Annotated in this window: 19 protein-coding genes and 1 pseudogene; 10 read left to right on the forward strand and 10 right to left on the reverse strand. The window is 40.8% G+C overall.

Features of this window, described 5'->3' with window-relative positions; translation table 11 throughout:
* Nucleotides 1–250: pseudogene (locus tag IQ244_RS24615) on the forward strand (IS701 family transposase); the annotation flags it as partial.
* A gap of 111 nt (nt 251–361) precedes the next feature.
* On the opposite strand, the gene IQ244_RS24620 reads toward IQ244_RS24615, so the two are convergent.
* The 3 genes from IQ244_RS24620 to IQ244_RS24630 are packed head-to-tail and all read right to left on the reverse strand — an operon-like array spanning nt 362 to nt 2,867.
* A complete protein-coding gene (locus tag IQ244_RS24620) occupies nt 362–1,267 on the reverse strand; it encodes a M48 family metallopeptidase (RefSeq protein ID WP_193898855.1) in 906 nt (301 codons plus the stop codon).
* Nucleotides 1,268–1,286: 19 nt separating this feature from the next.
* Nucleotides 1,287–1,706, reverse strand: coding sequence for a DUF2358 domain-containing protein (locus IQ244_RS24625; RefSeq protein WP_193898857.1), 420 nt, complete (start codon nt 1,704–1,706; stop codon nt 1,287–1,289).
* 12 nt (nt 1,707–1,718) lie between these two features.
* Nucleotides 1,719–2,867 carry a glycoside hydrolase family 10 protein gene (locus IQ244_RS24630; RefSeq protein ID WP_193898859.1) on the reverse strand — a complete coding sequence of 383 codons (1,149 nt, stop codon included), beginning with the start codon at nt 2,865–2,867 and terminating at the stop codon, nt 1,719–1,721.
* Nucleotides 2,868–3,031: 164 nt separating this feature from the next.
* Between IQ244_RS24630 and IQ244_RS24635 the strand changes: the two genes are divergently transcribed.
* The 4 genes from IQ244_RS24635 (at nt 3,032) to IQ244_RS24650 (ending at nt 5,864) form a co-directional block, all read left to right on the forward strand.
* A complete protein-coding gene (locus IQ244_RS24635) occupies nt 3,032–3,895 on the forward strand; it encodes an alpha/beta fold hydrolase (RefSeq protein WP_193898861.1) in 864 nt (287 codons plus the stop codon).
* 308 nt (nt 3,896–4,203) lie between these two features.
* Nucleotides 4,204–4,665: a pentapeptide repeat-containing protein gene (locus tag IQ244_RS24640; protein WP_193898863.1), complete on the forward strand. Its 462-nt coding sequence runs from the start codon at nt 4,204–4,206 to the stop codon at nt 4,663–4,665.
* Nucleotides 4,666–5,104: 439 nt separating this feature from the next.
* Complete coding sequence (locus IQ244_RS24645) at nt 5,105–5,341, forward strand: hypothetical protein (protein ID WP_193898865.1); 237 nt, start codon at nt 5,105–5,107, stop codon at nt 5,339–5,341.
* 85 nt (nt 5,342–5,426) lie between these two features.
* Nucleotides 5,427–5,864: a CAAD domain-containing protein gene (locus IQ244_RS24650; protein WP_193898867.1), complete on the forward strand. Its 438-nt coding sequence runs from the start codon at nt 5,427–5,429 to the stop codon at nt 5,862–5,864.
* Nucleotides 5,865–5,960: 96 nt separating this feature from the next.
* On the opposite strand, the gene IQ244_RS24655 is transcribed toward IQ244_RS24650, so the two are convergent.
* The 3 genes from IQ244_RS24655 to petH all read right to left on the reverse strand — a co-directional run bounded on the left by IQ244_RS24655 (nt 5,961) and on the right by petH (nt 9,994).
* Nucleotides 5,961–7,061: an S-layer homology domain-containing protein gene (locus tag IQ244_RS24655; RefSeq protein ID WP_193898869.1), complete on the reverse strand. Its 1,101-nt coding sequence runs from the start codon at nt 7,059–7,061 to the stop codon at nt 5,961–5,963.
* A 150-nt stretch (nt 7,062–7,211) separates the two neighbouring features.
* Nucleotides 7,212–8,501, reverse strand: coding sequence for a homoserine dehydrogenase (locus IQ244_RS24660; RefSeq protein ID WP_193898929.1), 1,290 nt, complete (start codon nt 8,499–8,501; stop codon nt 7,212–7,214).
* Between the two features lie 170 nt (nt 8,502–8,671).
* On the reverse strand, nt 8,672–9,994 hold the full coding sequence (gene petH / locus IQ244_RS24665; RefSeq protein WP_193898871.1) for a ferredoxin--NADP reductase: 1,323 nt from the start codon (nt 9,992–9,994) through the stop codon (nt 8,672–8,674).
* 1,075 nt (nt 9,995–11,069) lie between these two features.
* Between petH and IQ244_RS24670 the strand changes: the two genes are divergently transcribed.
* The 3 genes from IQ244_RS24670 (at nt 11,070) to IQ244_RS24680 (ending at nt 15,918) form a co-directional block, all read left to right on the forward strand.
* The gene (locus IQ244_RS24670; protein WP_193898873.1) at nt 11,070–12,074 is read left to right on the forward strand and encodes a phosphoribulokinase; all 1,005 of its coding nucleotides are present in this window, start codon (nt 11,070–11,072) and stop codon (nt 12,072–12,074) included.
* 300 nt (nt 12,075–12,374) lie between these two features.
* Complete coding sequence (gene metK / locus IQ244_RS24675; RefSeq protein WP_193898875.1) at nt 12,375–13,637, forward strand: methionine adenosyltransferase; 1,263 nt, start codon at nt 12,375–12,377, stop codon at nt 13,635–13,637.
* A gap of 553 nt (nt 13,638–14,190) precedes the next feature.
* Entirely contained in the window at nt 14,191–15,918 is a 1,728-nt protein-coding gene (locus IQ244_RS24680; protein ID WP_193898877.1) for a sensor histidine kinase, read from the forward strand.
* A 198-nt stretch (nt 15,919–16,116) separates the two neighbouring features.
* On the opposite strand, the gene IQ244_RS24685 is transcribed toward IQ244_RS24680, so the two are convergent.
* From IQ244_RS24685 to IQ244_RS24700, 4 genes are all read right to left on the reverse strand, one after another.
* Entirely contained in the window at nt 16,117–16,629 is a 513-nt protein-coding gene (locus tag IQ244_RS24685) for an outer membrane beta-barrel protein (RefSeq protein ID WP_193898879.1), read from the reverse strand.
* A gap of 155 nt (nt 16,630–16,784) precedes the next feature.
* Nucleotides 16,785–18,389: a murein biosynthesis integral membrane protein MurJ gene (gene murJ, locus IQ244_RS24690; protein WP_193898881.1), complete on the reverse strand. Its 1,605-nt coding sequence runs from the start codon at nt 18,387–18,389 to the stop codon at nt 16,785–16,787.
* A 153-nt stretch (nt 18,390–18,542) separates the two neighbouring features.
* Entirely contained in the window at nt 18,543–19,049 is a 507-nt protein-coding gene (locus IQ244_RS24695; RefSeq protein WP_193898883.1) for a pentapeptide repeat-containing protein, read from the reverse strand.
* 196 nt (nt 19,050–19,245) lie between these two features.
* Entirely contained in the window at nt 19,246–20,757 is a 1,512-nt protein-coding gene (locus tag IQ244_RS24700; protein ID WP_193898885.1) for an LCP family protein, read from the reverse strand.
* A 117-nt stretch (nt 20,758–20,874) separates the two neighbouring features.
* Here IQ244_RS24700 and IQ244_RS24705 point away from each other — a divergent pair, with 117 nt between their 5' ends.
* Together IQ244_RS24705 and yidD are read left to right on the forward strand one after the other, a co-directional pair.
* On the forward strand, nt 20,875–21,939 hold the full coding sequence (locus IQ244_RS24705; protein ID WP_193898887.1) for a mannose-1-phosphate guanylyltransferase: 1,065 nt from the start codon (nt 20,875–20,877) through the stop codon (nt 21,937–21,939).
* An 84-nt stretch (nt 21,940–22,023) separates the two neighbouring features.
* Nucleotides 22,024–22,308 carry a membrane protein insertion efficiency factor YidD gene (yidD, locus tag IQ244_RS24710; protein ID WP_193898889.1) on the forward strand — a complete coding sequence of 95 codons (285 nt, stop codon included), beginning with the start codon at nt 22,024–22,026 and terminating at the stop codon, nt 22,306–22,308.
* The last annotated feature ends 11 nt before the right edge of the window (nt 22,309–22,319 follow it).

Below are 22,319 nucleotides of genomic sequence, written 5' to 3' on the forward strand. Positions count from 1 at the left end.
TAAATCTCTTAAAATTGAGACTGAGGTACAAAAAAATAGTGTTGTTGATTTTTCTAATCATAAACAATGGAATCATGAATGCGGATGGAAGAATACTTTAAATAATTTGCGTCTCATTATCCAACCATTCTTACTATTTTGATTGATTTATCCCTGGGTAGATATTTTTCCAAATTCCAAACTATTGCTGGGATTTAATCATTTAATTGCTGCAATGAATCAATTTAAACCCTGTTATGCTTCTGGATAATTTCACTTATTTATTACTTGCTTAATTCGGAAAGTGACAGAAGAGGGTTAGTTTAAAACTAAATTCTTACCTTGCTAAAGATTTAAAATTTAGGTTAGATTTTTTGATCACTTACCAAGAAGACATAAATTGCCAATCTTCAGAATCTGTAATTGGAGAATCTCCAGAATTTTCTATCTGCTCTAAATTTTCTGCTTGCATAAACTTTTCATATTCTCCAGAATCAACCCATTTCAATAATTCACAAGCTCGCATTACAGACCAAGGAAAGCGGTACTCCATAAAACTTAATATCTTAGTGAATTGATCCAAGTTATCCAGACTAATAGTCGAAAATTCTCGCGCCTGAGTTTGAAAATCAGCAATGGTATCTGCATTTAAATATTCAGATGGTAAACCTGCTAATTTCATCAGTGCGGTAATGGCAACATTAATATCTTGGCACGCTAACAAACCCACGCGATCGCAAGTGAATTTTGACATCATCATCCAATTAGCTAAAGCTACTTCGATTCCACCAGCCGCCAAGCCTCCCAAACCAAAAGTTGTACTGTTAATTACATTTTTTAACAGTGGCATAACATTTGCCATTTGCTGATAAGCAATATATTTACCTTTGATGCGGGCAATTTCACACCCAAATGCAAATAATAATTCGTCGGGTGAATACCATTCCATCGCTTCTAAATTCGCGCTGACTATAGACCTTTCCACACCAACAGCATTGGTTTGAATATGTCCTGTACCGCGAAACAAGTAAAGTTCTGGCTTTGGTGTTAAATCAAGAATTTGGCAACTTTCGGTAAACGCATCATCTAATTTGGGAAAATTTTGCGGTGTAACCCGAAATTCACTACCAATAATTTGCATTCTGAGTAAACGGTCAATGCCATACTCATTTACCTTTTTCAACAATAAAGGCAACCCTGGCATTTTATTTAAAGTTGCTAAAGCTTTTTGATCATAAGGATGCTGACATTTGACTGTATTGAGTCCGAGAAAAACTCTTTTTGTCATTATTCGTAAATAATAAAATTTATCCTTTTTTGGTGAATTGCTTTAAAATTTCTCCTGGCTTTCTATCCCAAGTATCAATATGTTCGTATATTAAATGATCAGAATTGAATTTGTAAGTTGAATAACCATTAAAAAATATCTTAGCTTGCCAAGGTACACGTAACACACCACGCACTGTCCATTTAGCTAAAATAGTATCTTCTGCTGATTGATACACTTCATGCACATCAAAGGCGATTTGGCTAAAAAATAATTGAGCGTGAAATCGCAATGTCCAAAAAATGATGCGATAGTTGAATTTATATTTAAATTTATTTACTGGGTCTTGAAAATAAATATCCTGTGTATATATGTTATATGAAATATCTTTTTCAAAGAGTGTGGGTAAATCTTGTTTGAGAATTTCAATTACCTGTTCTATTTGTAAAATGTCTGCCATACACCCTGTCCTTTAAAAAAGATTTTTCCAGAATCTCTGGATTCTCTGCCAAAAAGAGAAAGAATTACTCTTGCTGGTTCGCTGTAAATCAGCCAAAGTTGGAAACGCCGCAGGTGTAGCATACAGGCCATTTCGCAAAACTTGAGCAAGAGCATTGTTATTTTCTCGCAAACCTTCGTAAAAAAAGCAGACTTCGCCAGAAATTCCTAGTCGGCGGTTGTAGGTGATCGCCTGCACAAGATATTCTGGGCTGATGGAGTAATTACCAAGCTTGATCAAAATTCCCGGCGCTAACTTCGGCAGAGTTGCATCTGTAAACTGACAGCTTGTTATTTGATTAGCGATCGCTTTATAACTATGAAAGTCACGGCGATATATCTGCGGGTGAATGATATCCACTATGCCCAGCTTTAACCATGCAGCTGAGTCTTGCAGATATTCTCGCAATCCCCAATCATAAATATTGGGTGCCATCGACACCAACAAGTTGGGGTTAATTCTTTTCACTTCACCATATAAACGTGCCAAAAAATCTGTCAAAATATCAGCACGCCACTGTAACCATTGCCTATCTTGGTGGTTATTGGGTGGACGATGGCCAAATTGCTGTTGATAAAGAGCCATAGTTAAGGGATCATAACCACCTTCCGATGGTAAAGCGGGAAAGCGATCGTCTCCTTGAATCCCATCTACATCATAATTTTTCACTACTTCCAAAACCAAGTTCAACATAAAATCTTGCACCTGGGGATGAAAAGCATTCATCCACTCAAACCCATTTTTCTGTAACAAATTCCCCTGACAATCACGCGCCGCCCATTCTGGTTTTTGCTGTAACAGCATTCCGCCATTCAAGTTATAAGAACTCGCAAAACCGTATTCAAACCAAGGGATAACTTTTAACCCCACTCGTCGCGCCTCAACTATTACCTCCGCCAAAGGGTCACGACCAACAGACATCGGGTCAATCTCCACCCCAAAAGTCTGTTGCATAGTGTGGCTGGGGTACATAGTCACGGCTTTATTCCACACCACGGGGAACACCACATTAAATCCCGTCTCCGCCAACAAATCCATCGCTTGTGCAATCCGTTGCTTTGACCGGAAAACTTTACTATCGGTAGTGGTCAGCCAGACACCGCGAATCTCAATTGTTTTCATAGCTTTGAGGGGAGTATGAACTATAAATTTCCCACTTCATACTTCATATAAAAATTCTCTGACATTACTACTACCGTAAACACTGCCCTTTAACAGATGCTTGCTCTAGGCAGATGGTACATAATTCTACAAAAGTCAGGTTACTTCTAGATTAAATACAACAGATGTCGGAAATGCAAAATTCCTGGGAACACAAATATATAACTACTAACGGTGTCAAGCTTCACTATGTCACGCAAGGAACAGGCCCTTTAATGTTGATGTTACATGGGTTTCCTGAATTTTGGTATTCTTGGCGGCATCAAATACCAGAATTTGCGGAAAATTTTCAAGTTGTGGCGCTGGATTTGCGCGGCTATAACGATAGTGAAAAACCCCAAGAGCAATCAGCTTATATTATGGATGAATTTATCAAAGATGTTGAGGGAGTAATTAAAGGTTTAGGTCACGAAAAATGCATTTTATTGGGGCATGATTGGGGCGGTGCGATCGCTTGGTGTTTTGCTTATGCCCATCCAGAAATGTTAGAGAAACTAATCATACTTAATTTACCCCATCCCGCTAAATTTTCTCAAGGATTAGCCACTCCTCAACAGTTAATGCGTAGCTGGTATATGTTCTTGTTTCAACTGCCAGTTATTCCCGAATTACTACTACAAGCCTTTGACTATCAACCAATTGCCCAGACCATTCAAGGCACAGCAGTTAATAAAAATGCTTTTACTTCATCTGACCTAGAAGCTTATAAAAAAGCTGCGGCTAAATCTGGTGCTTTAACAGCAATGCTCAACTACTACCGCAATGTATTTTCCCACTTTTTACCCAACAAAAATTGGGGAATTTTGAATGTACCGACACTATTGATTTGGGGTGAAAATGATACAGCCCTTGGCAAAGAGCTTACTTATGGGACTGATGCCTATGTTAGCAACTTGCAAATTCAGTATATTCCCAATTGCGGACATTGGGTACAGCAAGAACAGCCTCAGTTAGTTAATCGCTATATCAGTGAATTTACTGTAACTTAATCCACTTCTTTCGTAATTACTTAGTGTTAATTAGTCCGAGAAAAATTTGGTTAAGAACTAATGACAAATAAAAATAAATACTTGAATTTCTTAAAAATATTTAACAAGATAAAAATGGGTCATTCTCTAGCGAGTTTTTCTCTACAAACAGCCCAAAACCAGCCTCAATACTCTTTTTTCGCTGTCTACCAAGATATTAATTATCACCTGCATTTTGTGAGTTAAATCAACATCGTCTAGAAATTTGGTGAGATAATAGAATCGTGAGGAAAAGAACGGATGAAAATTCAACAAAAAGGGGAAAGATTATGAAACTTAAACTATTTGCAGCTGTAGCCTTAGCAGCAACTCCCCTCATTTTTGCTAGTTCTGTGAAAGCAGGGAATTCGCAAGATTTACAAAGACTTATATCTACTGGGGAATGTCAGCGGTGTAATCTAGTCGGAGTTGACCTCAGTGGCGCTCATTTAATTGGTGCAGATTTACGTGGTGCTAACCTTTCTCAAGCTAATCTTGCGGGCGCTAACCTAGAAGGAGCAGATTTCACCAATGCTAATTTGAAAGGAGCTAACCTAGCTTCAACTTTTGTCACCAACGTTAACTTCAAAAAAGCCAATCTTAACGGTGTGAATTTTAGCCGCGCTCAGATTATCGACTCAAATGTATATGGCGCATCAATGGATAATCTGAATATTACTGATGCCGAGATTTTTAACACTGGCATCGGTGTTGGTGGTGAAGAAGGCGCACAAATGCCAGATTGGGACTAAGCTGAAGTTTAGTAAACTCGTTTCCCGAAACAAACAATAGAACTGGACTTACGCACGCTCGTTTAAGTTTTGCGGCGGGGTGGAATGTCTTGAATAAAAGGTAAAACCCTTGTAAGGACTGGGTGTAGGGGTGTAATCACAAGTGTAGGTTTTAACTAAGCAATGAGTCAGACTCTAAAAACCAAGAGAAAATCATTGTGAGGTTAATCCCTGCACTCTTACACCCGATTCATATAAATTTTTATTGCAGACACTTATGCAGTAGCCAAACCCATACCACAAAATATATATAAAAGCTAGGTACGTGAATACAGAAGAATTTTTATTAAGTATTAACATCAATGAGCAATAGATTCATTGACGAATCCGGCTGAAGATAGCTTTAATATTCAGTTAAAATCGGCGATTATCCTTGTATAAATGAGAGGTGATCTGATTTTTGCATGATTTGTACTTGAATGAGTACGATTATCAGCAACTGATACAGCATGGGATAATCTCATCCTTAAGGTTGCAGTTGATTAACAAACACAAAACTCAGATAGATTGGGCGATCGCATCCTACCGTTTTCTCGCTTCTTTCTTCCTACTGACTGTCTACCTTGGAGTTGATGCAGTAGAGATTAGAGGCATTTATGGTTATAGGGAATACAATGTGTTACCCAGCCAAGTCTGATAAACTTGTGCCTTGCCTAATCACAGCCTTTTGGTTGTAATTGTCCGGATTAAAAAACCCAACTGTCAAATTTATGGAAGTTAAAATGCAAGAACCGGAATTCGCAGAAACAAAATCCACAGAAGCAGCAGTGACAGATATCAACAGCCAAACAGGAACCATTACTAAACTCCAGCCTCCTGCTCAACCCCAAGAGGAATGGATAAAATACGGAGAACAGATTTCTGGCTTTTTAGCAACACTGCCTGAATACCTGGGGAGCTTCTTCAATAAATACAAGCAGCCCCTGGTTAGTGTTGGCTTAATTGTGACAGCACTGATCGCAGTTAAGGTACTTTTGGCAATATTAGATTCTTTGAATGATATTCCTTTGGTAGCACCTACCTTTGAGTTGATTGGTATTGGTTACTCTGCTTGGTTTATTTATCGCTATTTACTCAAGGCTTCAACCAGGAAAGAGCTAACTAACGAAATTACAACTCTTAAATCACAAGTGGTTGGCAGAAATGCTCCTGGCGCATAATAACTAACTCTCGCTGCAATTTAATTTAAAACACAGAGGTGAGGGCAGTGGTTTGTACTGCCCTCGCTTCTTAAAGACTACAATTTAGCGGCTGACTTACTGGGATGATAATTCGTTCGGGAATTTACCTGTGGATAATGAACTTTCTCCAGGCGATTGCACAATATTCTCAGAAGAAATCTTATCTAGCCTACCCAGCTTGACTAATGCTTGATGTACCATTGCCGCTACCTCTGCACGGGTAGCAGCTTGATTAGGAGCCAAGAATTGTGGATTAGCGTTGGTAATTACCAAACCATTAGCTGTGGCAGCCGCTACCTTAGCCACTGCATATTTAGGAATATTTTTAGCATCTTGATAAATACTTAACACCTGTGATGGTTTAGCTGATTGCTTCAGGTTCAACCCACTCACAAGCGCTACTAAAACTTGTACACGGGTAATCTTTTGACTTGGTTGAAAAGTTTTGTCAGGAAATCCTTTTAAAAAGCCTGTACCCACAGCGCGATCAATGGCTGGTGTTGCCCAATATGTGGTTGATATATCTTTAAACGGGACAGAATTTTTACTCAGTTCGGTGTCAAAAGCTTGCTGGAGAATAGCCGCAAATTCAGCGCGGTTCACAGGCTGATTTGGCCTGAACGTATAATCTGGAAAACCCTTGATAATGCCACGCGCCGAAAGAGCGTTAATAAACCGATTTGCCCAAAAATCAGTGGGTACATCGTTAAATGCGATGGGGGGTGGAATAATCGATTTTTGCTCTGCTGGGGTAACTAAAGGTAAAGGCGATGATTGAATTGACGAATCTGAGTTTCTGGATGTAGAAAAAGGTGCTGGCTTTGGTGATGAATTTAGCGGAGTTATGGGAACTGCTGGAAGTATCAGAGGTGAAGGGGGACTGGCTTCAGGAACTATGTCCTTTGGTGGTAACGGTACAGCCTCAAGTTGAGAATCTGCCTTTGGTTGCACCTGTGAAGCGGGAGAAGTGACTGCGGGACTTGGTTGAGGTTTACTTGTTGAACTTGGTGATGGCGACAAAACTAGATTGAAGTTCCAGCCAGTATCCCGTCGAGAAAATGACCACAACAGAATTCCCCCGATCGCGGCAAAGGCAACTAAAATAGCAATAAATTCATCAAAGCCAAGGGTTGTGTTGTCAGATGACTTTGGATCGGAAGGCGGTAGATTGGTCATCGTAATTTCCCTGAAATCGTACAGTTCCCGCTAAAAATTAACTTAAAAAATGAACCTTGAGCGACTGAAGTCGCTGGCTAGACAAACAAAACCCGCGCAGGCGGGTTTAACAGCTTAGTTTTCAGATATCAATACTTAACTCCATACTTCTTACAGCACTCTTAAGATACTGGCAATGCTATCAATTGCTTCCAGATTTTGAATTTCATCTAAAGCTTGGCGGAAGTCGCCTTCTTTGACATCATGGGTAACAACCACAATTTCTGCTAATGCTCCCTGAAAACCAGTTTGCACAACAGATTCTAAACTCACGCCATGATTACCAAAGCAAGTGCCTAATTTACCAATTACACCAGGGTGGTCTTTGGTGAGGAAGCGGGCGTAAAATCGAGTGACTAGTTCAGCGATGGGGGTAACTTGACAGTAATCCTCATGTCTACAGCTAAGTAGGGGATTTGGTACAGCAGAATTACTCTTGAGGGCTGCTACTAAACTTAAAATGTCTGAGGTGACGGCACTGGCTGTTGCACCTGCACCTGCACCCGGCCCAAAAAACATCACTTGACCAATAGGTTCGCCTTCTACAAGAATGGCGTTATAAACACCGTTAATAGTGGCTAATGGGTGAGATTTGGGAACAAAGGTAGGGTGAACTCTCACAGACAACTGAGTATGATCATCGCCTTGGTATTTAGCGATCGCTAATAATTTAATCACAAAGCCCAATTTTTCGGCATAGTTGATATCTGTCTTGCTGACTTGCCGAATTCCTTCACAATAAACATCTTGTAAATTAATGCGTCCACCAAAACCCAAAGATGCCAAAATTGCGATTTTATCGGCTGCATCTAAACCATCAACATCGGCTGTAGGGTCAGCTTCAGCATAGCCTAGGCGTTGAGCATCAGCTAAAACATCACCGAAGTCGCTGCCTTCAGTTTGCATCCGAGTGAGGATATAGTTAGTCGTACCGTTAACGATGCCAATAACAGTGTGAATGCGATTGACACTTAAGGCCTGCTTCAGGGGTTGAATTACTGGAATTCCCCCACCAACAGCCGCTTCCAGCATTACATACACACCAGCTTCATTGGCGGCGTTGAAAATTTCTGCCCCAAAACGAGCGATCGCCGCTTTATTCGCTGTAACTACGTGTTTACCATTTTTGATGGCTTGGAGAATCAGCGATCGCGCTGGTTCCAATCCCCCCATTACTTCAACCACTATATCTACCGCCGGATCATTGACAATCGCGGCTAAATCAGTAGTTATCGCTGACTCTGGTAATTCTACCGTACGGGGTTTGTCAGGCGATCGCACACCCACCCGATAGATTTCCACTTCCTCCAACAGCGGATGACGGCCAACAGCATCTTGTAGTAGTTGAACTGTACCCGTACCAACTGTACCTAATCCTAGTAATCCTAGCTTTACACCCACAAGCTTTTCATCCAATATTAGCTCTCAGTGCTGAGTGCTGAGTGCTGAGTGTTTAACCACCAGAACTTTTTACTCAGCAAGTATATATACAAAACAATTGTAGGGTGAGCATCGCCCACCCTACAGATTATCTTGTTTTAGTTGTCTGAATCTATTGACTAATGACTAACTTAGTAAGTCTCTACGTGCCAGCGGCCAGCTTTCTTGAGTTCCTTCTGGTAATCACTCCAAGTTACGCCTTCCTTACCAGCAGCAGCAGTTAAAGCCGCATCAATCCCATCTTCCATACCGCGTAAACCGCAGATATATGTATGGGTTTTTTCGTTTTTAATCAACTGCCACAGTTCATCAGCGTGTTCTGCTACGCGGTCTTGAATATACATTCTACCGCCTTGGGGATTCTGCTGTTCGCGGCTGATAGCATAAGTCAAGCGGAAGTTATCAGGATACTTTTGTTGCATTTCTTCCAATTCTTCTTTATAAAGAATATTGGGAGAAGTTGGCACACCAAAGATCAGCCAAGAGAATCCGTTAAATTGGTATTCTGGGTTAGCTGCTCTTTCTGCATCCTTGAACATCCGCCACAGATAAGCACGCATAGGCGCAATACCTGTACCAGTTGCCATCATGATGACGTTAGCTTCAGGGTCATCGGGTAACAACATTTCTTTACCCACTGGCCCAGTGATTTTTACTTCTGCGCCTGGTTCGAGGAAACACAGGTGTGTAGAACAAACACCATAAACTGTTTCGCCACTTTCTGGGTGCTTATATTCCAACTGGCGAACGCACAACGAAACTGTTTTGTCATCTACATCATCACCATGACGAGTAGAAGCAATAGAGTATAGTCTGAGTTTTTCTGGTTTGCCGTTCTTGTCCAAACCAGGCGGAATAATCCCAATACTTTGACCTTCGATGTACTTCAACTCACTACCGGAAAGGTCAAATTTAATATGCTGAACAATACCAATCCCGCCTTCTCCAACTAACGGCTCATTAGATATACACTTACCAATAAATGGAGCATTGGGACGATAAGTGTTTACAGGAACGTCAGCGTGGGCTTTTTTGGCTTTCGCTTGAGTCATGGTGTTGCCTTGGTTATCCTTATTCTTTGGCTGTTCTTCAGCTGGTGGTTTAGCAAAGCCTTTAGCTTCACTTTTCACTTTCACAGGTGTGGCTTGACCATTCCCCCCACTGTTAGCAGTCTCTACAGGTGCAGCATTCACAACTGGAATTTGGCCATTGAGTTGCTCTAGAACACTTGCAGGTTGAATGCTAACAATTGTGCCGCCTAGGCGAGTGATACGTCGCATTTCTTCATTCATGCGGTTGTAAGGCACTCTGATGAACACACTGCCACTTTTACGAATTGGGTAGTTCGTTTGATCAGTTTCTTCGTTCTGACGCAGACCCACCACTTCGTAAACGAAGATGCGGCTACCTGATTCTGTGTTGGCAGCACCCTCAACAGCACCTTGATTGTACATTCGTTCTATCACTCCGATATTTACTTAACCGTTTTTCAAAAAAAACTATTCCCATCACTAGCCAGATTTTAGTGTATCGGATTTTTGGGTACCAAAACTAGCTTGTTGGGAAAGAGGCATCACAAAATGATACCTTGCTAAGTACACTCACCTTCAGACAAGCAGGTATTGCAATAAACACACCTGTTCATCCTTTAAAATAGTGGATAAGTCCCTGGCAGAATGTTAACCATGCGTCAATTTAATCTTTTTTTCGTGAATCGTCTTGGATGACAATTACTGCTGGAAAGTTCAAAAAACTTGATGCAAATACTTTTAGCCACTATTAAGTAATGCTTAATGAAGACAACTTTTACTCAGTATTATCTGGTATTTAAATTGATGGTTTGTTCAGGGCTAATGATACATTGTATGATATATGAATCTATCCATAAATGATGGAAAATTCAAGATAATAATAAACCACTACAGTCAGTTTCACTTGCGATGAAATTTCTGTCACCCTTGATCAAAAGCTGGTTATAAGGTTTATATTGATACTTGTAATCTTCCCCAAAAATTACTGCTCAGTTGATGATACTGAAAATTAAATCTCTACTCATTCTTTAGGTAGATTTTTACACTGTATGTAGAAAGTGTTGAGTAACTACCAATTAATCAGCAGGCACACCCCAAAATTGCCTTTAAAAGCAAAAATAAACCTACTCATCTTTCGAGTATAGGTATATCACGGGGAAGATAGTTAAAAACAAAAGTTGTGCTGTATCTAGAAAAGCTGCAATGAAACCATTAATCCGACAGTAGCACCACAAGATTCTTGCTGATATTAAATCTTGTATAGGATAACCCCTTCTGTTAAAATTAAGTATACCACTAGGATTAAATACTTACTAGCTGCAAAATAAGGCAATCTCAGACGAGTAACAGCCATTAATTTGGTTGTCGGCCCGTCTGATAATCGTTACGTGGCTGAGTAGCAAGAACACAGGAAAAACCAATGGGGTAAACTCCTGGCTTCAAAAATCTGCTGTGTGAAAAATTATTGAATGACACATTTAGTATTTAGAGGAGATTTATGACAAGTAAGCCGGAACGCGTGGTACTAATTGGAGTAGCCGGAGACTCCGGGTGTGGCAAATCTACTTTTTTGCGTCGTTTGATCGACTTGTTTGGTGAAGAGTTTATGACAGTTATCTGTTTAGATGACTATCATTGCCTAGATCGCAAACAACGCAAAGAAACTGGGATAACTGCACTTGACCCCAGGGCAAACAATTTTGACTTGATGTATGAGCAAATTAAAGCACTCAAAGAAGGTCAAGCCATTGATAAGCCGATTTATAACCACGAAACCGGCCTGATTGATCCGCCAGAAAGAGTAAAACCAAATCACATTATCGTGGTTGAAGGTCTACATCCTTTATATGATGAACGGGTGCGATCGCTGCTAGATTTCAGCGTTTATTTTGACATCAGCGATGAAGTTAAAATTGCCTGGAAAATTCAGCGCGATATGGCAGAAAGAGGTCATCGCTACGAAGATGTCTTAGCTGCTATCAACTCCCGCAAACCTGACTTTACGAAGTACATTGAACCCCAAAGAGAATTCGCTGACGTAGTTCTCCAAGTATTGCCCACAAACCTAATCAAAAACGACACAGAGCGCAAAGTTTTGCGGGTACGGATGTTGCAACGCGAAGGTAAAGAAGGCTTCGAGCCAGTTTACCTGTTTGATGAAGGTTCAACCATTCACTGGACTCCTTGTGGACGTAAGCTTACCTGTTCCTATCCAGGTATGCAACTGTACTATGGTTCCGATGTTTACTATGGCCGCTACGTCTCTGTCCTAGAAGTAGATGGTCAATTTGACAACCTAGAAGAAATTATCTACATCGAAAACCACCTCAGCAACACATCCACCAAGTACGAAGGTGAAATGACTCACTTGTTACTCCAACACCGCGAGTATCCTGGTTCCAATAATGGAACTGGTTTGTTCCAAGTACTAACAGGTTTAAAGATGCGTGCTACCTACGAGCGTTTGACATCAAAGGAAGCAAAATTAGCAGTTCAAGTCTAAAACAAAACAGCAGTGTTTGTGTCAAATTTTTTGGGGGTGCTTCCGGGGGTACCCCCTTTTTATTTGGGGGAATAAGGAGTAGTCGAAAGAAAAACAATTAACCATTGACCATTGACTATTGATATTTAATATCTTTAACTATTACTTTCTTTACAAATATCTAAACTGGATTATGTCTTTTTAAAAGATCAAATTACACTAACTACGGAATGTGTCAAGACTGGTATGATCCTATAAATAATTAGCTGAACTAAATAAAGTATTTAGTCAGTGATTATACTATTACAGGAGGAAATCTCTTTGTCTCGACGTTATTTATTTACCTCCGAGTCAGTTACTGAAGGTCATCCAGATAAAATCTGCGATCAAATCTCAGATACAATCCTGGATACCTTACTGACACAAGACCCCAGCAGTCGTGTAGCAGCGGAAGTAGTGGTTAATACTGGTTTAGTGTTAATTACTGGTGAAATCACCACCAAAGCTAACGTCAATTATGTGAATCTGGCTCGCAAAAAAATAGCCGAAATTGGCTATGTTGATGCAGATAACGGCTTTTCTGCTAACAGCACTAGCGTTATCGTAGCCTTAGATGAACAATCGCCGGATATTGCCCAAGGCGTTAACATTGCCCAGGAAACGCGCCAACAAGATAGTGATGAACTATTCGATACAATTGGTGCAGGCGACCAAGGTATCATGTTTGGTTTTGCTTGTAACGAAACCCCAGAATTGATGCCCTTACCCATCAGTTTGGCACATCGCATTGCCCGCAGACTGGCAGCAGTCCGCAAAACAGGCGAGTTACCATACTTGCGTCCCGACGGTAAAACCCAAGTAACCGTAGTCTACGAAGATGGTCGACCTGTAGGCATTGATACTATCCTGATTTCCACGCAGCACACAGCTATAATTGGGGAAATCACTGATGAGGCAGCAGTGCAAGCTAAAATTAAACAAGACCTCTGGACAGCGGTGGTCGAACCTGTTTTTAGCGATATTGACATTAAGCCTGATCAAGAAACACGCTTTTTGGTCAACCCTACAGGTAAGTTCGTAATTGGTGGGCCTCAAGGTGATTCTGGTCTGACAGGGAGAAAAATCATTGTAGACACCTATGGTGGCTATTCCCGTCATGGTGGTGGTGCTTTTTCCGGCAAAGACCCCACAAAAGTAGACCGTTCTGCGGCTTACGCAGCTCGCTATGTAGCTAAAAATATTGTAGCTGCTGGCTTGGCTGAAAAATGTGAAGTTCAGCTGAGTTATGCGATCGGTGTAGCTAGACCAGTGAGTATTCTTCTAGAAACCTTTGGGACTGGCAAAGTGGATGATGAAATCTTGTTGGAATTAGTCAAACAACACTTTGAACTACGTCCAGCCGGGATTATTCATGCTTTCAACTTACGTAAGTTACCCAGTGAACGAGGCGGACGTTTTTATCAGGACATCGCGGCTTACGGTCATTTGGGAAGACATGACTTAGATTTGCCTTGGGAGCAAATAGATAAGGCAGAATTGTTGAAGCAAGCAGTTGAGCAATTACGTTCAACGGTGATCGCCTAATACTCTAACAGAGTCAAAATCAAATTGGGAGATAAAATACAGCCCATACTCCCTCTATATATAGAATCTCCTCTGTCTTGTTGCTACTTTAGCAATATCAAGACAGAGGATTTTTATCTTTAAAGACCCTAAAACTAAAAAAATATTGGAGAATAATCCTAATTGATGCTAAAATCATGCATGGATTATTCTGTCTGACCTCTAAGCAAAAGTAAAGACAGGTAGTAACGTAGCTAATAGTTAAAATATACCTGTATACCTGCTAATAACTAGGTTTCAAAAACAGTAACGATAAAGATAAAATTCCAGAATAACCTTTACTCTAGAGAAGTATTGATTATATATAAACACAGACTTTTATAATTATCTAGTGTTTTTGTATACATTCATATCAAAATCCCCCAAATCCAATGAAGTCATGGCAATTATTTAAAGAATAATGATTTACGCTGCTTCTCAAAAAAAATTGTGTAGGTGTTAATCACCAGTTAATTTAATTTTAAAGATGAAATTGATATGGCGATTTTTGCGGAAGGGCGAGGAGATTTGAGGAATGCAAACTCACAAGCCTAACCCAATTGAAAGTAGTTTAGAAAGCAAAAAAGTGCCAGCCGAAGATTCATCAACCGAGGAACTCCCAACAATCGAATTCCCCTCCAGTGGGAAACTTAAGGCAAGTTCTTGGCGGATACACCAGAAAATTGGCTATGGCTACTTTGTAGCTATTGGTATTGGCTTTTTTGGTTCACTTACTGGTTTGGTAATTGCCAACTATTATCGAGGGCGAGAAATTAGGCAATTTAATCAAGCCCAAGAACAACGCCAATTACTAACTAACTATAAAAACGCCGTAGTTGGAGCGCAATTACATAGTTCTAATTTAGTGGCAGTATTAGAAGATTCCCCTCAACTGCTAACTAAAAAAACAGAATTTTTAAAAAATGTTAATAAAGCTCAAGACTTGGAGCAAAAAATTGACGGTTTTATCGAAAGAAAGCCGATGCAATTAGCTGCAACAAGTGCTAATTTACAGGCTTTATTAGAAGATTATACAATTAATTTAAAATCCTACGTTGACCAAATAGAAGCTGTCTTAAAAGAAATCGATCAGCAGCCTTTACCACCACAGCAACTCGCTGTAGTTAGAGAGCGGTTGTTAAAAATAATGCGTGGTGAAACCGCCATGCAGTTAGATAATCTTTCAGAGAAGTTAACAAATATTCTCCAAACTGCCGAAAATCAAGAGCAAGACAGACAAATAGATGTAGAGCAGGCGAAAGGAGTTGAAAGGTTAATTGTGATGGTGAGTATGCTTGTATCAGTAGCGATCGCTGCTATTATCGCATGGCGCACCAGTCGAGCGATCGCCGAACCAGTAATTACCGTCACCCAAGTTGCAGAACAAGTTGCGAGAAAATCTAATTTTGATTTACGCGCCCCTGTCACCACCGAAGATGAAATTGGCTTATTAGCCAAATCCCTCAATCGTCTGATTGAGCGAGTCTCGGAAAGTACAAAACAATTAGAACAAGCCAAAGAATTAGCCGAAGCCGCCAGCAAAGCCAAGAGTGTATTTTTGGCTAACGTTAGTCACGAATTACGTACACCCTTGAATGCGGTAATTGGACTCAGCCAACTCCTGCAAGATGACGCTACAGACTTAAATTTATCGGGAGACTTTATTACTGATTTAGAAACAATCAATTCTGCTGGTAGACACTTATTAGAATTGATTAACGACATCCTCGACTTGTCAAAAATTGAAGCGGGGAAGATGACTCTTTATCCAGAAACATTTGAAATTGCCAATCTCATTCATAATCTTGTTTTGACTATCAAGCCTTCCATCGAAAAAAATGGCAACGTTTTGGAAGTAGATTATGACGAACAGCTAGGAACAATGTATGCTGATCAGACAAGAATGCGGCAAGTACTGTTAAATCTGCTCAGTAATGCGGCTAAATTCACAACTAACGGCAAAGTCACACTAACTGTTAAAAGTGAAAAACCCAATTCATTATCAGAGTATCCTTTGGGTATGATTTCCTTTATGGTTGATGATACGGGTATTGGGATGACTCACCATCAACAACAACAGTTATTTCAACCTTTTATCCAAGGGGATAATTCAACCACTAAGAAATATGGCGGTACTGGCTTAGGTTTAGCAATTAGCCGCCATTTTTGCCAAATGATGGGCGGTGAGATTTCTGTCAAAAGTCAGCCAGGGATAGGCTCGACTTTTACTGTCCGCTTACCTTTGACTGTGCGGGAATCTTGAAAGAACGACTAGTATCACAGTGAAGTCAAAAGTCAAAAAGCTTAAAGGGCTAACTTTTTTGCAACTTGAAATAAGTGGTTTATTTACGCCGTACTGTACTAGAGAGTAACGCTCTTTTATCATTCTCCAGAGAATGATAAAAGAGCTAAAAATATTGTGCTGTCAAACAAAGTTCTGTTATTTCACACTTCAGACTTTCTAGAAACGATAGCCTAATCCTGCTTGGAAACTCACAGCATCAGCCTCACTATTTTTGTACGCATCAATGCCCCATTTAGCATCACCATAGGCAATAACGTTTTTGCTAACTTCCGATTCTACACCCAAGGTAACTACAGGTGCATTGCGATTACCTAAAGGGGTATTATGACCTTCATTAGCCAAAAACGAATAACCACCACCTAAGTAAACATTAGTATTTTTGGCAACAGGTGCATCGTAAGTCAAAATAGGCATAAAGGCAGTTGTATCACCACCAAATAACACGCTTCCCCGCAGTGATACAGGCGCATTGGGTACGGCGTAACGTCCTTGTACGTTACCACCAAATTGAGCATCATCATTTCTTTGTCCGCCACTAGTAGCCCCTGCTGCAACACCAGCGCCGATATAGCTACCGTTAGTACCAGCTGTTTGAGCAGCAGCAATTCCAGCTGAGAGGACGATAGAAGCAACTACAAGGGCAGAAGTAGTTAAAGTTTTGAGTTTCATAAGTTTCTCTCCACTAGAGTAGAGTGCAATCAATGCTCTCTACTACTAGAGTCGCTTTTTTAACCAGTTTCACCCTCCTGCACTCAGGTAGCCGAATGGGTGAAAAATCCTTCACCCAATTGGGTGAACTAGAGAAACAACTCAGATCATCAAAGCTATTTTTTTAAGAAACGCTGACGCATACGGATAACAAAAGTATTCACTTCTGGTATTTTCATAAGTGAGGCGATCGCAGCAAACACAACTAAACCCACTAAACCAGCAATTGATAACTCTATCAACTGAATAACTAAACCTTTTGTACCTAATAATTGCTGACAACCAAACAAAGTCCCATAGCTGGCTACCCCAGCAACAACACTACCCCCAGCCAAACCGAAAATTGGCAAACTCCACTCTCGCCAAGGTAAACCGTTAAGTTTGCGGTCTAGTAACCATAACAGCATTAACATCGAACTGCAATTAACACCAACAGTTGCTAACACCAAACCCGGTGCGCCAAAGGGTTGAACGAAAAAATAATCAAGTATAGCGTTCAAAACAATGTTAAAAGTGCTGATGCGAAAAGGTGTTTGCCCATCTCCCAAGGCGTAAAATACCCGCACCAACACATCACGCCCTAAGTAAACAAACATCCCAATACCATAAGCAACCAATAACGAAGACACTAACTGTGTAGCATCTTGCTTAAAAGCGCCGCGCTCATATACTATCTGCACAATTGGCACAGATAAAACCACCATTAAAGCCCCTAATGGTAGCATAGTGGCGGCTGTGAGTAATAAACCTTGGCGAATGCGTAATTTTAAATCAGGCCAATTGTCTGGTTCCGCTAGTTTGGCGAAGATGGGCAATAAAGGCAACAAAATAATATTAGAGATAATCCCTAAAGGTGTTTGAACTAGCAAATTTGCATAGTTAAAACCAGCCGCAGCACCAGGAATCGGGCTGGCAAAGTAAAGATCAGTAGCAACATTAATCGGCATCATCCCCGAAGAAATTGTTGCTGGAGTCATGATTTTAATCACTTCTTGAACAGCAGGGGCTTTAAAATCAAACCGTAATCGCAGTGTCCCCAGTCCTAATCGCCACTGCACAATTAACTGCACCAACCACTGAAGAATCGCCCCAGCTAAAGTTCCCCAAGCTAACACCATCCCGCCCATGAAGGCGTATTCGGGCAGAATAATGTTCTTGCCTAATTGCAAAGTTAAAATACCAATACCAGCAACTACAGTAATGCTCGATAATAAAGGGCTGATGGAAAGTAACCAATATTGATTAGCAGCATTGAGAGTACCGAAGCCAATGCCAATCAAACCGGAAAATAAAGCCATTGGGGCCATAATTTGCAGTTGTTGAATAGCGATCGCCCTTGTAGTCTCTGCCAAACCATGACCAACAATATCAACAATTGTATCTGCGAAGAAAACCTGAGCAACAGTTACCAATAACAGTACTCCACCTACCAGCGTTGTCACTGTCTCTACCACAGGCGCGGCTTCTTCTCGCTGGCGTTTGGCTAAAACACTCACAACAGCGCTGTGTAACGGCCCATTCACACCACCCAGTAATATCAATAAAAAGCCAGGAATAATATAGGCATAGCTATAAGCAGTAGCAGCTGCACCAACACCAAAAGCGGCAGCGATCGCCTGCTGCCGTACCAAACCAAATATCTTACTAATTAATGTGGCTGCGGCAACAATGCCAGCAATCCCAGCGAAAGAACGAGAGGATTTTTGTTCTTGATTAGTCACGAATAATACCTGACAACTCTTACAGAGTGCATATCTGACAATATTTAACCTGAAATCTTACAGTCTGTCAGGTAAATTTTCCTAGAAGCAGGAAGTTTAGATTAAATAGGGGAATCGGGTATGTCATCACCCAGAATTAAATGCCAATTCGACTTATCGGCAACCCAAACTATCACGGGTAGCCACACCTGTCACTGAATTTACACCATCAGCCCTTTCACATAACAGTGAAACTTGATAACGATCAATTAAAGCATCTGTAAAATCCGCGCCTGTAATCTCAGCATCGTAAAAACGACTACGGGTTAAAGTCGCTTCAGTAAAATTAGCATTCTTTAAGTTAGCACCATCTAAAGTCACACGATCTACTAAAGCACCGGTTAAGTTTGCGCCTTCTAAATTAGCTTTTAATAAAACACCCTTGGTAAAAATAGCGTTTGTTAAATTCGCTCCTTGGAAGTTTGTTCCTCGCATTTCTGCTGCAACAAAAGTTACCCCAGCTAAATTACTATTAGCAAAGTCACGGTTGTCTAAATTTGCATTGCTGTAGTTAATTGTATTAATTTGGGCAAAAGCTGGTCGCGGGCTAAGTATTACCCACAAACCAGCCAAAAGCAAAATCATAATTAAACTTAACAATTTCCGCCAAATCTTTTGCATAACTTTATGCACCTCACTAGTGAGTTATGAAGACTGAGTGAAGTTTGATTGTACTAAACTTAATAATCTCAGCCAAATCTTTTTCATAACTTTAGAGTCAAGAGTCAATAGCCTGTAGTCAAAAGTGAGGTATCAGGAGCAGCATCACAGATAATTAATAACTAACGACAATTGACTAATGACCATTGACTAATGACTATTTCCAATCTTTACCAATGCGAATGGTAATATCAGATTCCAAATCTCCCGATGTTGACACTTCAATTTGACCTAAGCCTAAGACTTTTTGCAAGTCAATTCCTGGCTGTCGGCTACCTCTTTGGACAATAATCTGAGTTTGGCGCTGGCTATCAGGCCAATCTGATACTGTGTATATATTTTTAAAGCCTTTCTCTTTAAGATAGGCAATAACTTTTTCGGTTACTTGTGGTTGATTAGAAGCGTTTTGAATAGCAATTTTGAGGTTAGAAACCGGACGTGCATCTGGTTTGAGGCCAGGCACATCTACCCCAACATAATTATTCAAGAGATTTGATTGTCCAGTCATATTCAGCCAGTAGCTATTGGGGTCTTTACTGAAACGACTGAAAGTTCCAGGTACAGTGGTCATTTGGAAATTATCCCGCTCGACATTCACGGAGAAATTCACCAAAGCCATCATTTCTTCTGTCTTTAAGTTGGTATCAAAATACTTCCGCATGATGCGGGTTAATTGAGGCAATTTAGGTACGACAGTAGGACTATTGAGGCGTTGAATCAATGCTGCCATGAGTGCTTGTTGGCGCTGTACTCTCGGTAAATCCCCTAATCCATCTTCTCGGAAGCGGGAAAACTGTTCTGCCTGTTCCCCATTGAGAGTTTGCCAGCCACTCACTAGATTAATGTTCAATTGACTGCTACTATCATGATATTCCATTGCTTTAGGTACAAATACTTCGATCCCACCCAATTGATCAACTAATTGCCTTAAGCCACTGGTAGAAATCCGAATGTAACGGTCAATTGGCGCATTGTTTAAAGTCCGGCTGACTACCCGCGCGGCCAACACTGGCCCGCCTTGGGGATTGGCATCCGATAGCTTAGTTAAGCCTTTTTCTGGGATAGCAATCATCGTATCTCTGGGGATTGAAAGCACCCGAATAGATTTATCACTGGGGTTGAGCCGGACTAAAAGCATGGTGTCGCTTTTCCCCGCAAAACTCTCAGGTGAGCCATCTACAGCCCCGTTAACTGGCTCAATCCCCATGATCAAAATATTCATGGGGCGTGATAGCTGGTATTGAGAGATTTTGCTCCATAATTCCCCAGGTAAAGGAACTTTTTGCTCGTCTTTACCAGCAAAACCCAGTTCCTCATCGGTTTTATCCAAATTGCTCCATAAAGGAGTCCAGAGAGCCAGAGTTGAGACTAGCAGCCCAGAGAGAATCACACCCATTACCACTGTCAGTATCCACAGTAGCCAGCGGGGCATACTTAAGCCCAATCTCTCGTACAGTTCGTTGGGAATTGCACTGACTGATTCCACGACAGTGCGAGTGGAACTGGCTGAAACTGCTTGAGATGTAGAGTCTAAGTCTGTATCTGCTACTGTTTGCAGGGTTCCTTGAGTTTCTACCCGTTGGATTTTACCAGGCTTGCTTTCCAAATCCAAATTCGGTATTTGCTGAGACTTAACTTGATTGTCTGATAATTGAACTTCTCTAATCACAATTTTCTCCCCACTCAACCACTTCCATAAAAGTTATGTTAATGCAAGCTACAAATCTTGCCAGAGTAAAAGCTGACTGTAAACTTGTAGTGTTCTTGCGTAGGTGTGTATGACAACATGAATAGTTCCTTGTTCCCCGTCATTCTTGCTGGTGGCAAAGGTGAGCGTTTTTGGCCTCTGAGTCGCAAAGACCGTCCTAAACAATTTTTAAGCCTAGATGGTAGTTCTAGAAGTTTACTGCAAGCAACCGCTGATCGGTTGCTCCCATTGGCAGACGGTTGGGATTCCTTATGGGTGATTACTTCCAGCCAGATAGCTGAAGGTGTCCGCCAGCAGTTACCTGAACTGCCATCGCCAAACTTACTAATTGAGGTAGAAGGAAGGGATACTGCCGCCGCTGTTGCTTGGACAAGTTTAGAAATTAAAAAGCGTTATGGAGAAGACGCTATCATCGGCTTTTTTCCGGCTGACCATTGGATAGCTGACCAAAAGGCGTTTACAGACACATTAAAGGCTGCTACTCAATTAGCAACAAGCACCAAAGCGATTGTTACTTTAGGAATTAAGCCCACTTTTCCATCAACTGGTTACGGCTACATTGAACAAGGCGAACAGATTGGTAGCTTTAATGAGTTGCCAGCTTATCATGTCAACCGCTTTACTGAAAAGCCCAACCGTGAATTAGCAGAAACTTTTTTATCTACGGGACGTTTTAGCTGGAATAGTGGAATGTTCGTCTTTCGGGCTGGAGTTGTTCTAGAAGAACTATACACCCATGCTCCAGAAATCATTAAACCCCTAGAACAATACGGCCCGGAAATTTACCCTGAGTTACCTAAAAAGAGTATAGATTATGCACTCATGGAAAAGACAAATCTAGCATACGTCATGCCTGTTGATTTTGGTTGGGATGATTTAGGCGATTGGAATGCGATCGAACGTTTGTTTAAAAAAGAAGAGACTCCCAATGTAGAATTAGCTACCCATATAGGTTTAGATACGCAAGGAGCAATTGTTTATGCTACTAATCCAGAGGATGTAATTGTTACTATTGGTTTAGACGATGTGGTGATTGTGCGCGATCGCAATGTTACCCTCATCGTCAATAAAGAACGCACCCAAGAAATTAAACAGGTTCTCAAAATCCTGGAAAATGACCCCCGCTTTACTGACCTACTGTAATTCTCAAAGTTAAAACCCTTGACAGAGGCTTGAAAGCTAGTTTTTCTATTATAACTTGACTGTCTGTTGTTTTTACTGACAGTTATGACTACCCTTAGCTTTGAGCCTCTGGCCAAGACAATGGCAATTAACTCTATCACTGCTTATCAAAAATATATTTCTCCGGTGAAAGGGTTCTCTTGTCCTCATCGTCAATTACATGGTGGAGAATCTTGTTCTACTTATATTAAAAGAATATTAAGTGAGCAAAACTTGATAGAAGTTGTAAAATCATCCCAAAAAAGATTTCAAGACTGTGCTTTTGCCAGTAAAACCTTAACTAAAAATAGTTCTGGCTGTATTGTCATTCCCTGTTGTCTACCCCTTTAACTTCTCTGCGT

The organism is Nostoc sp. LEGE 06077 (genome assembly GCF_015207705.1).
In the GTDB taxonomy this organism is placed as follows: Bacteria; Cyanobacteriota; Cyanobacteriia; order Cyanobacteriales; family Nostocaceae; genus Nostoc_B.

Bases quoted from the DNA above. Each gene is read 5' to 3' on its own strand.
- IQ244_RS24685 (WP_193898879.1), bottom strand. From the start codon at position 16,629: ATGAAACTCAAAACTTTAACTACTTCTGCCCTTGTAGTTGCTTCTATC.
- IQ244_RS24680 (WP_193898877.1), top strand. From the start codon at position 14,191: ATGCAAACTCACAAGCCTAACCCAATTGAAAGTAGTTTAGAAAGCAAA.
- IQ244_RS24635 (WP_193898861.1), top strand. From the start codon at position 3,032: ATGTCGGAAATGCAAAATTCCTGGGAACACAAATATATAACTACTAAC.
- IQ244_RS24640 (WP_193898863.1), top strand. From the start codon at position 4,204: ATGAAACTTAAACTATTTGCAGCTGTAGCCTTAGCAGCAACTCCCCTC.
- yidD (WP_193898889.1), top strand. From the start codon at position 22,024: ATGACTACCCTTAGCTTTGAGCCTCTGGCCAAGACAATGGCAATTAAC.
- IQ244_RS24705 (WP_193898887.1), top strand. From the start codon at position 20,875: ATGAATAGTTCCTTGTTCCCCGTCATTCTTGCTGGTGGCAAAGGTGAG.
- IQ244_RS24670 (WP_193898873.1), top strand. From the start codon at position 11,070: ATGACAAGTAAGCCGGAACGCGTGGTACTAATTGGAGTAGCCGGAGAC.
- IQ244_RS24620 (WP_193898855.1), bottom strand. From the start codon at position 1,267: ATGACAAAAAGAGTTTTTCTCGGACTCAATACAGTCAAATGTCAGCAT.
- IQ244_RS24695 (WP_193898883.1), bottom strand. From the start codon at position 19,049: ATGCAAAAGATTTGGCGGAAATTGTTAAGTTTAATTATGATTTTGCTT.
- IQ244_RS24625 (WP_193898857.1), bottom strand. From the start codon at position 1,706: ATGGCAGACATTTTACAAATAGAACAGGTAATTGAAATTCTCAAACAA.
- IQ244_RS24655 (WP_193898869.1), bottom strand. From the start codon at position 7,061: ATGACCAATCTACCGCCTTCCGATCCAAAGTCATCTGACAACACAACC.
- IQ244_RS24630 (WP_193898859.1), bottom strand. From the start codon at position 2,867: ATGAAAACAATTGAGATTCGCGGTGTCTGGCTGACCACTACCGATAGT.
- IQ244_RS24650 (WP_193898867.1), top strand. From the start codon at position 5,427: ATGCAAGAACCGGAATTCGCAGAAACAAAATCCACAGAAGCAGCAGTG.
- petH (WP_193898871.1), bottom strand. From the start codon at position 9,994: ATGTACAATCAAGGTGCTGTTGAGGGTGCTGCCAACACAGAATCAGGT.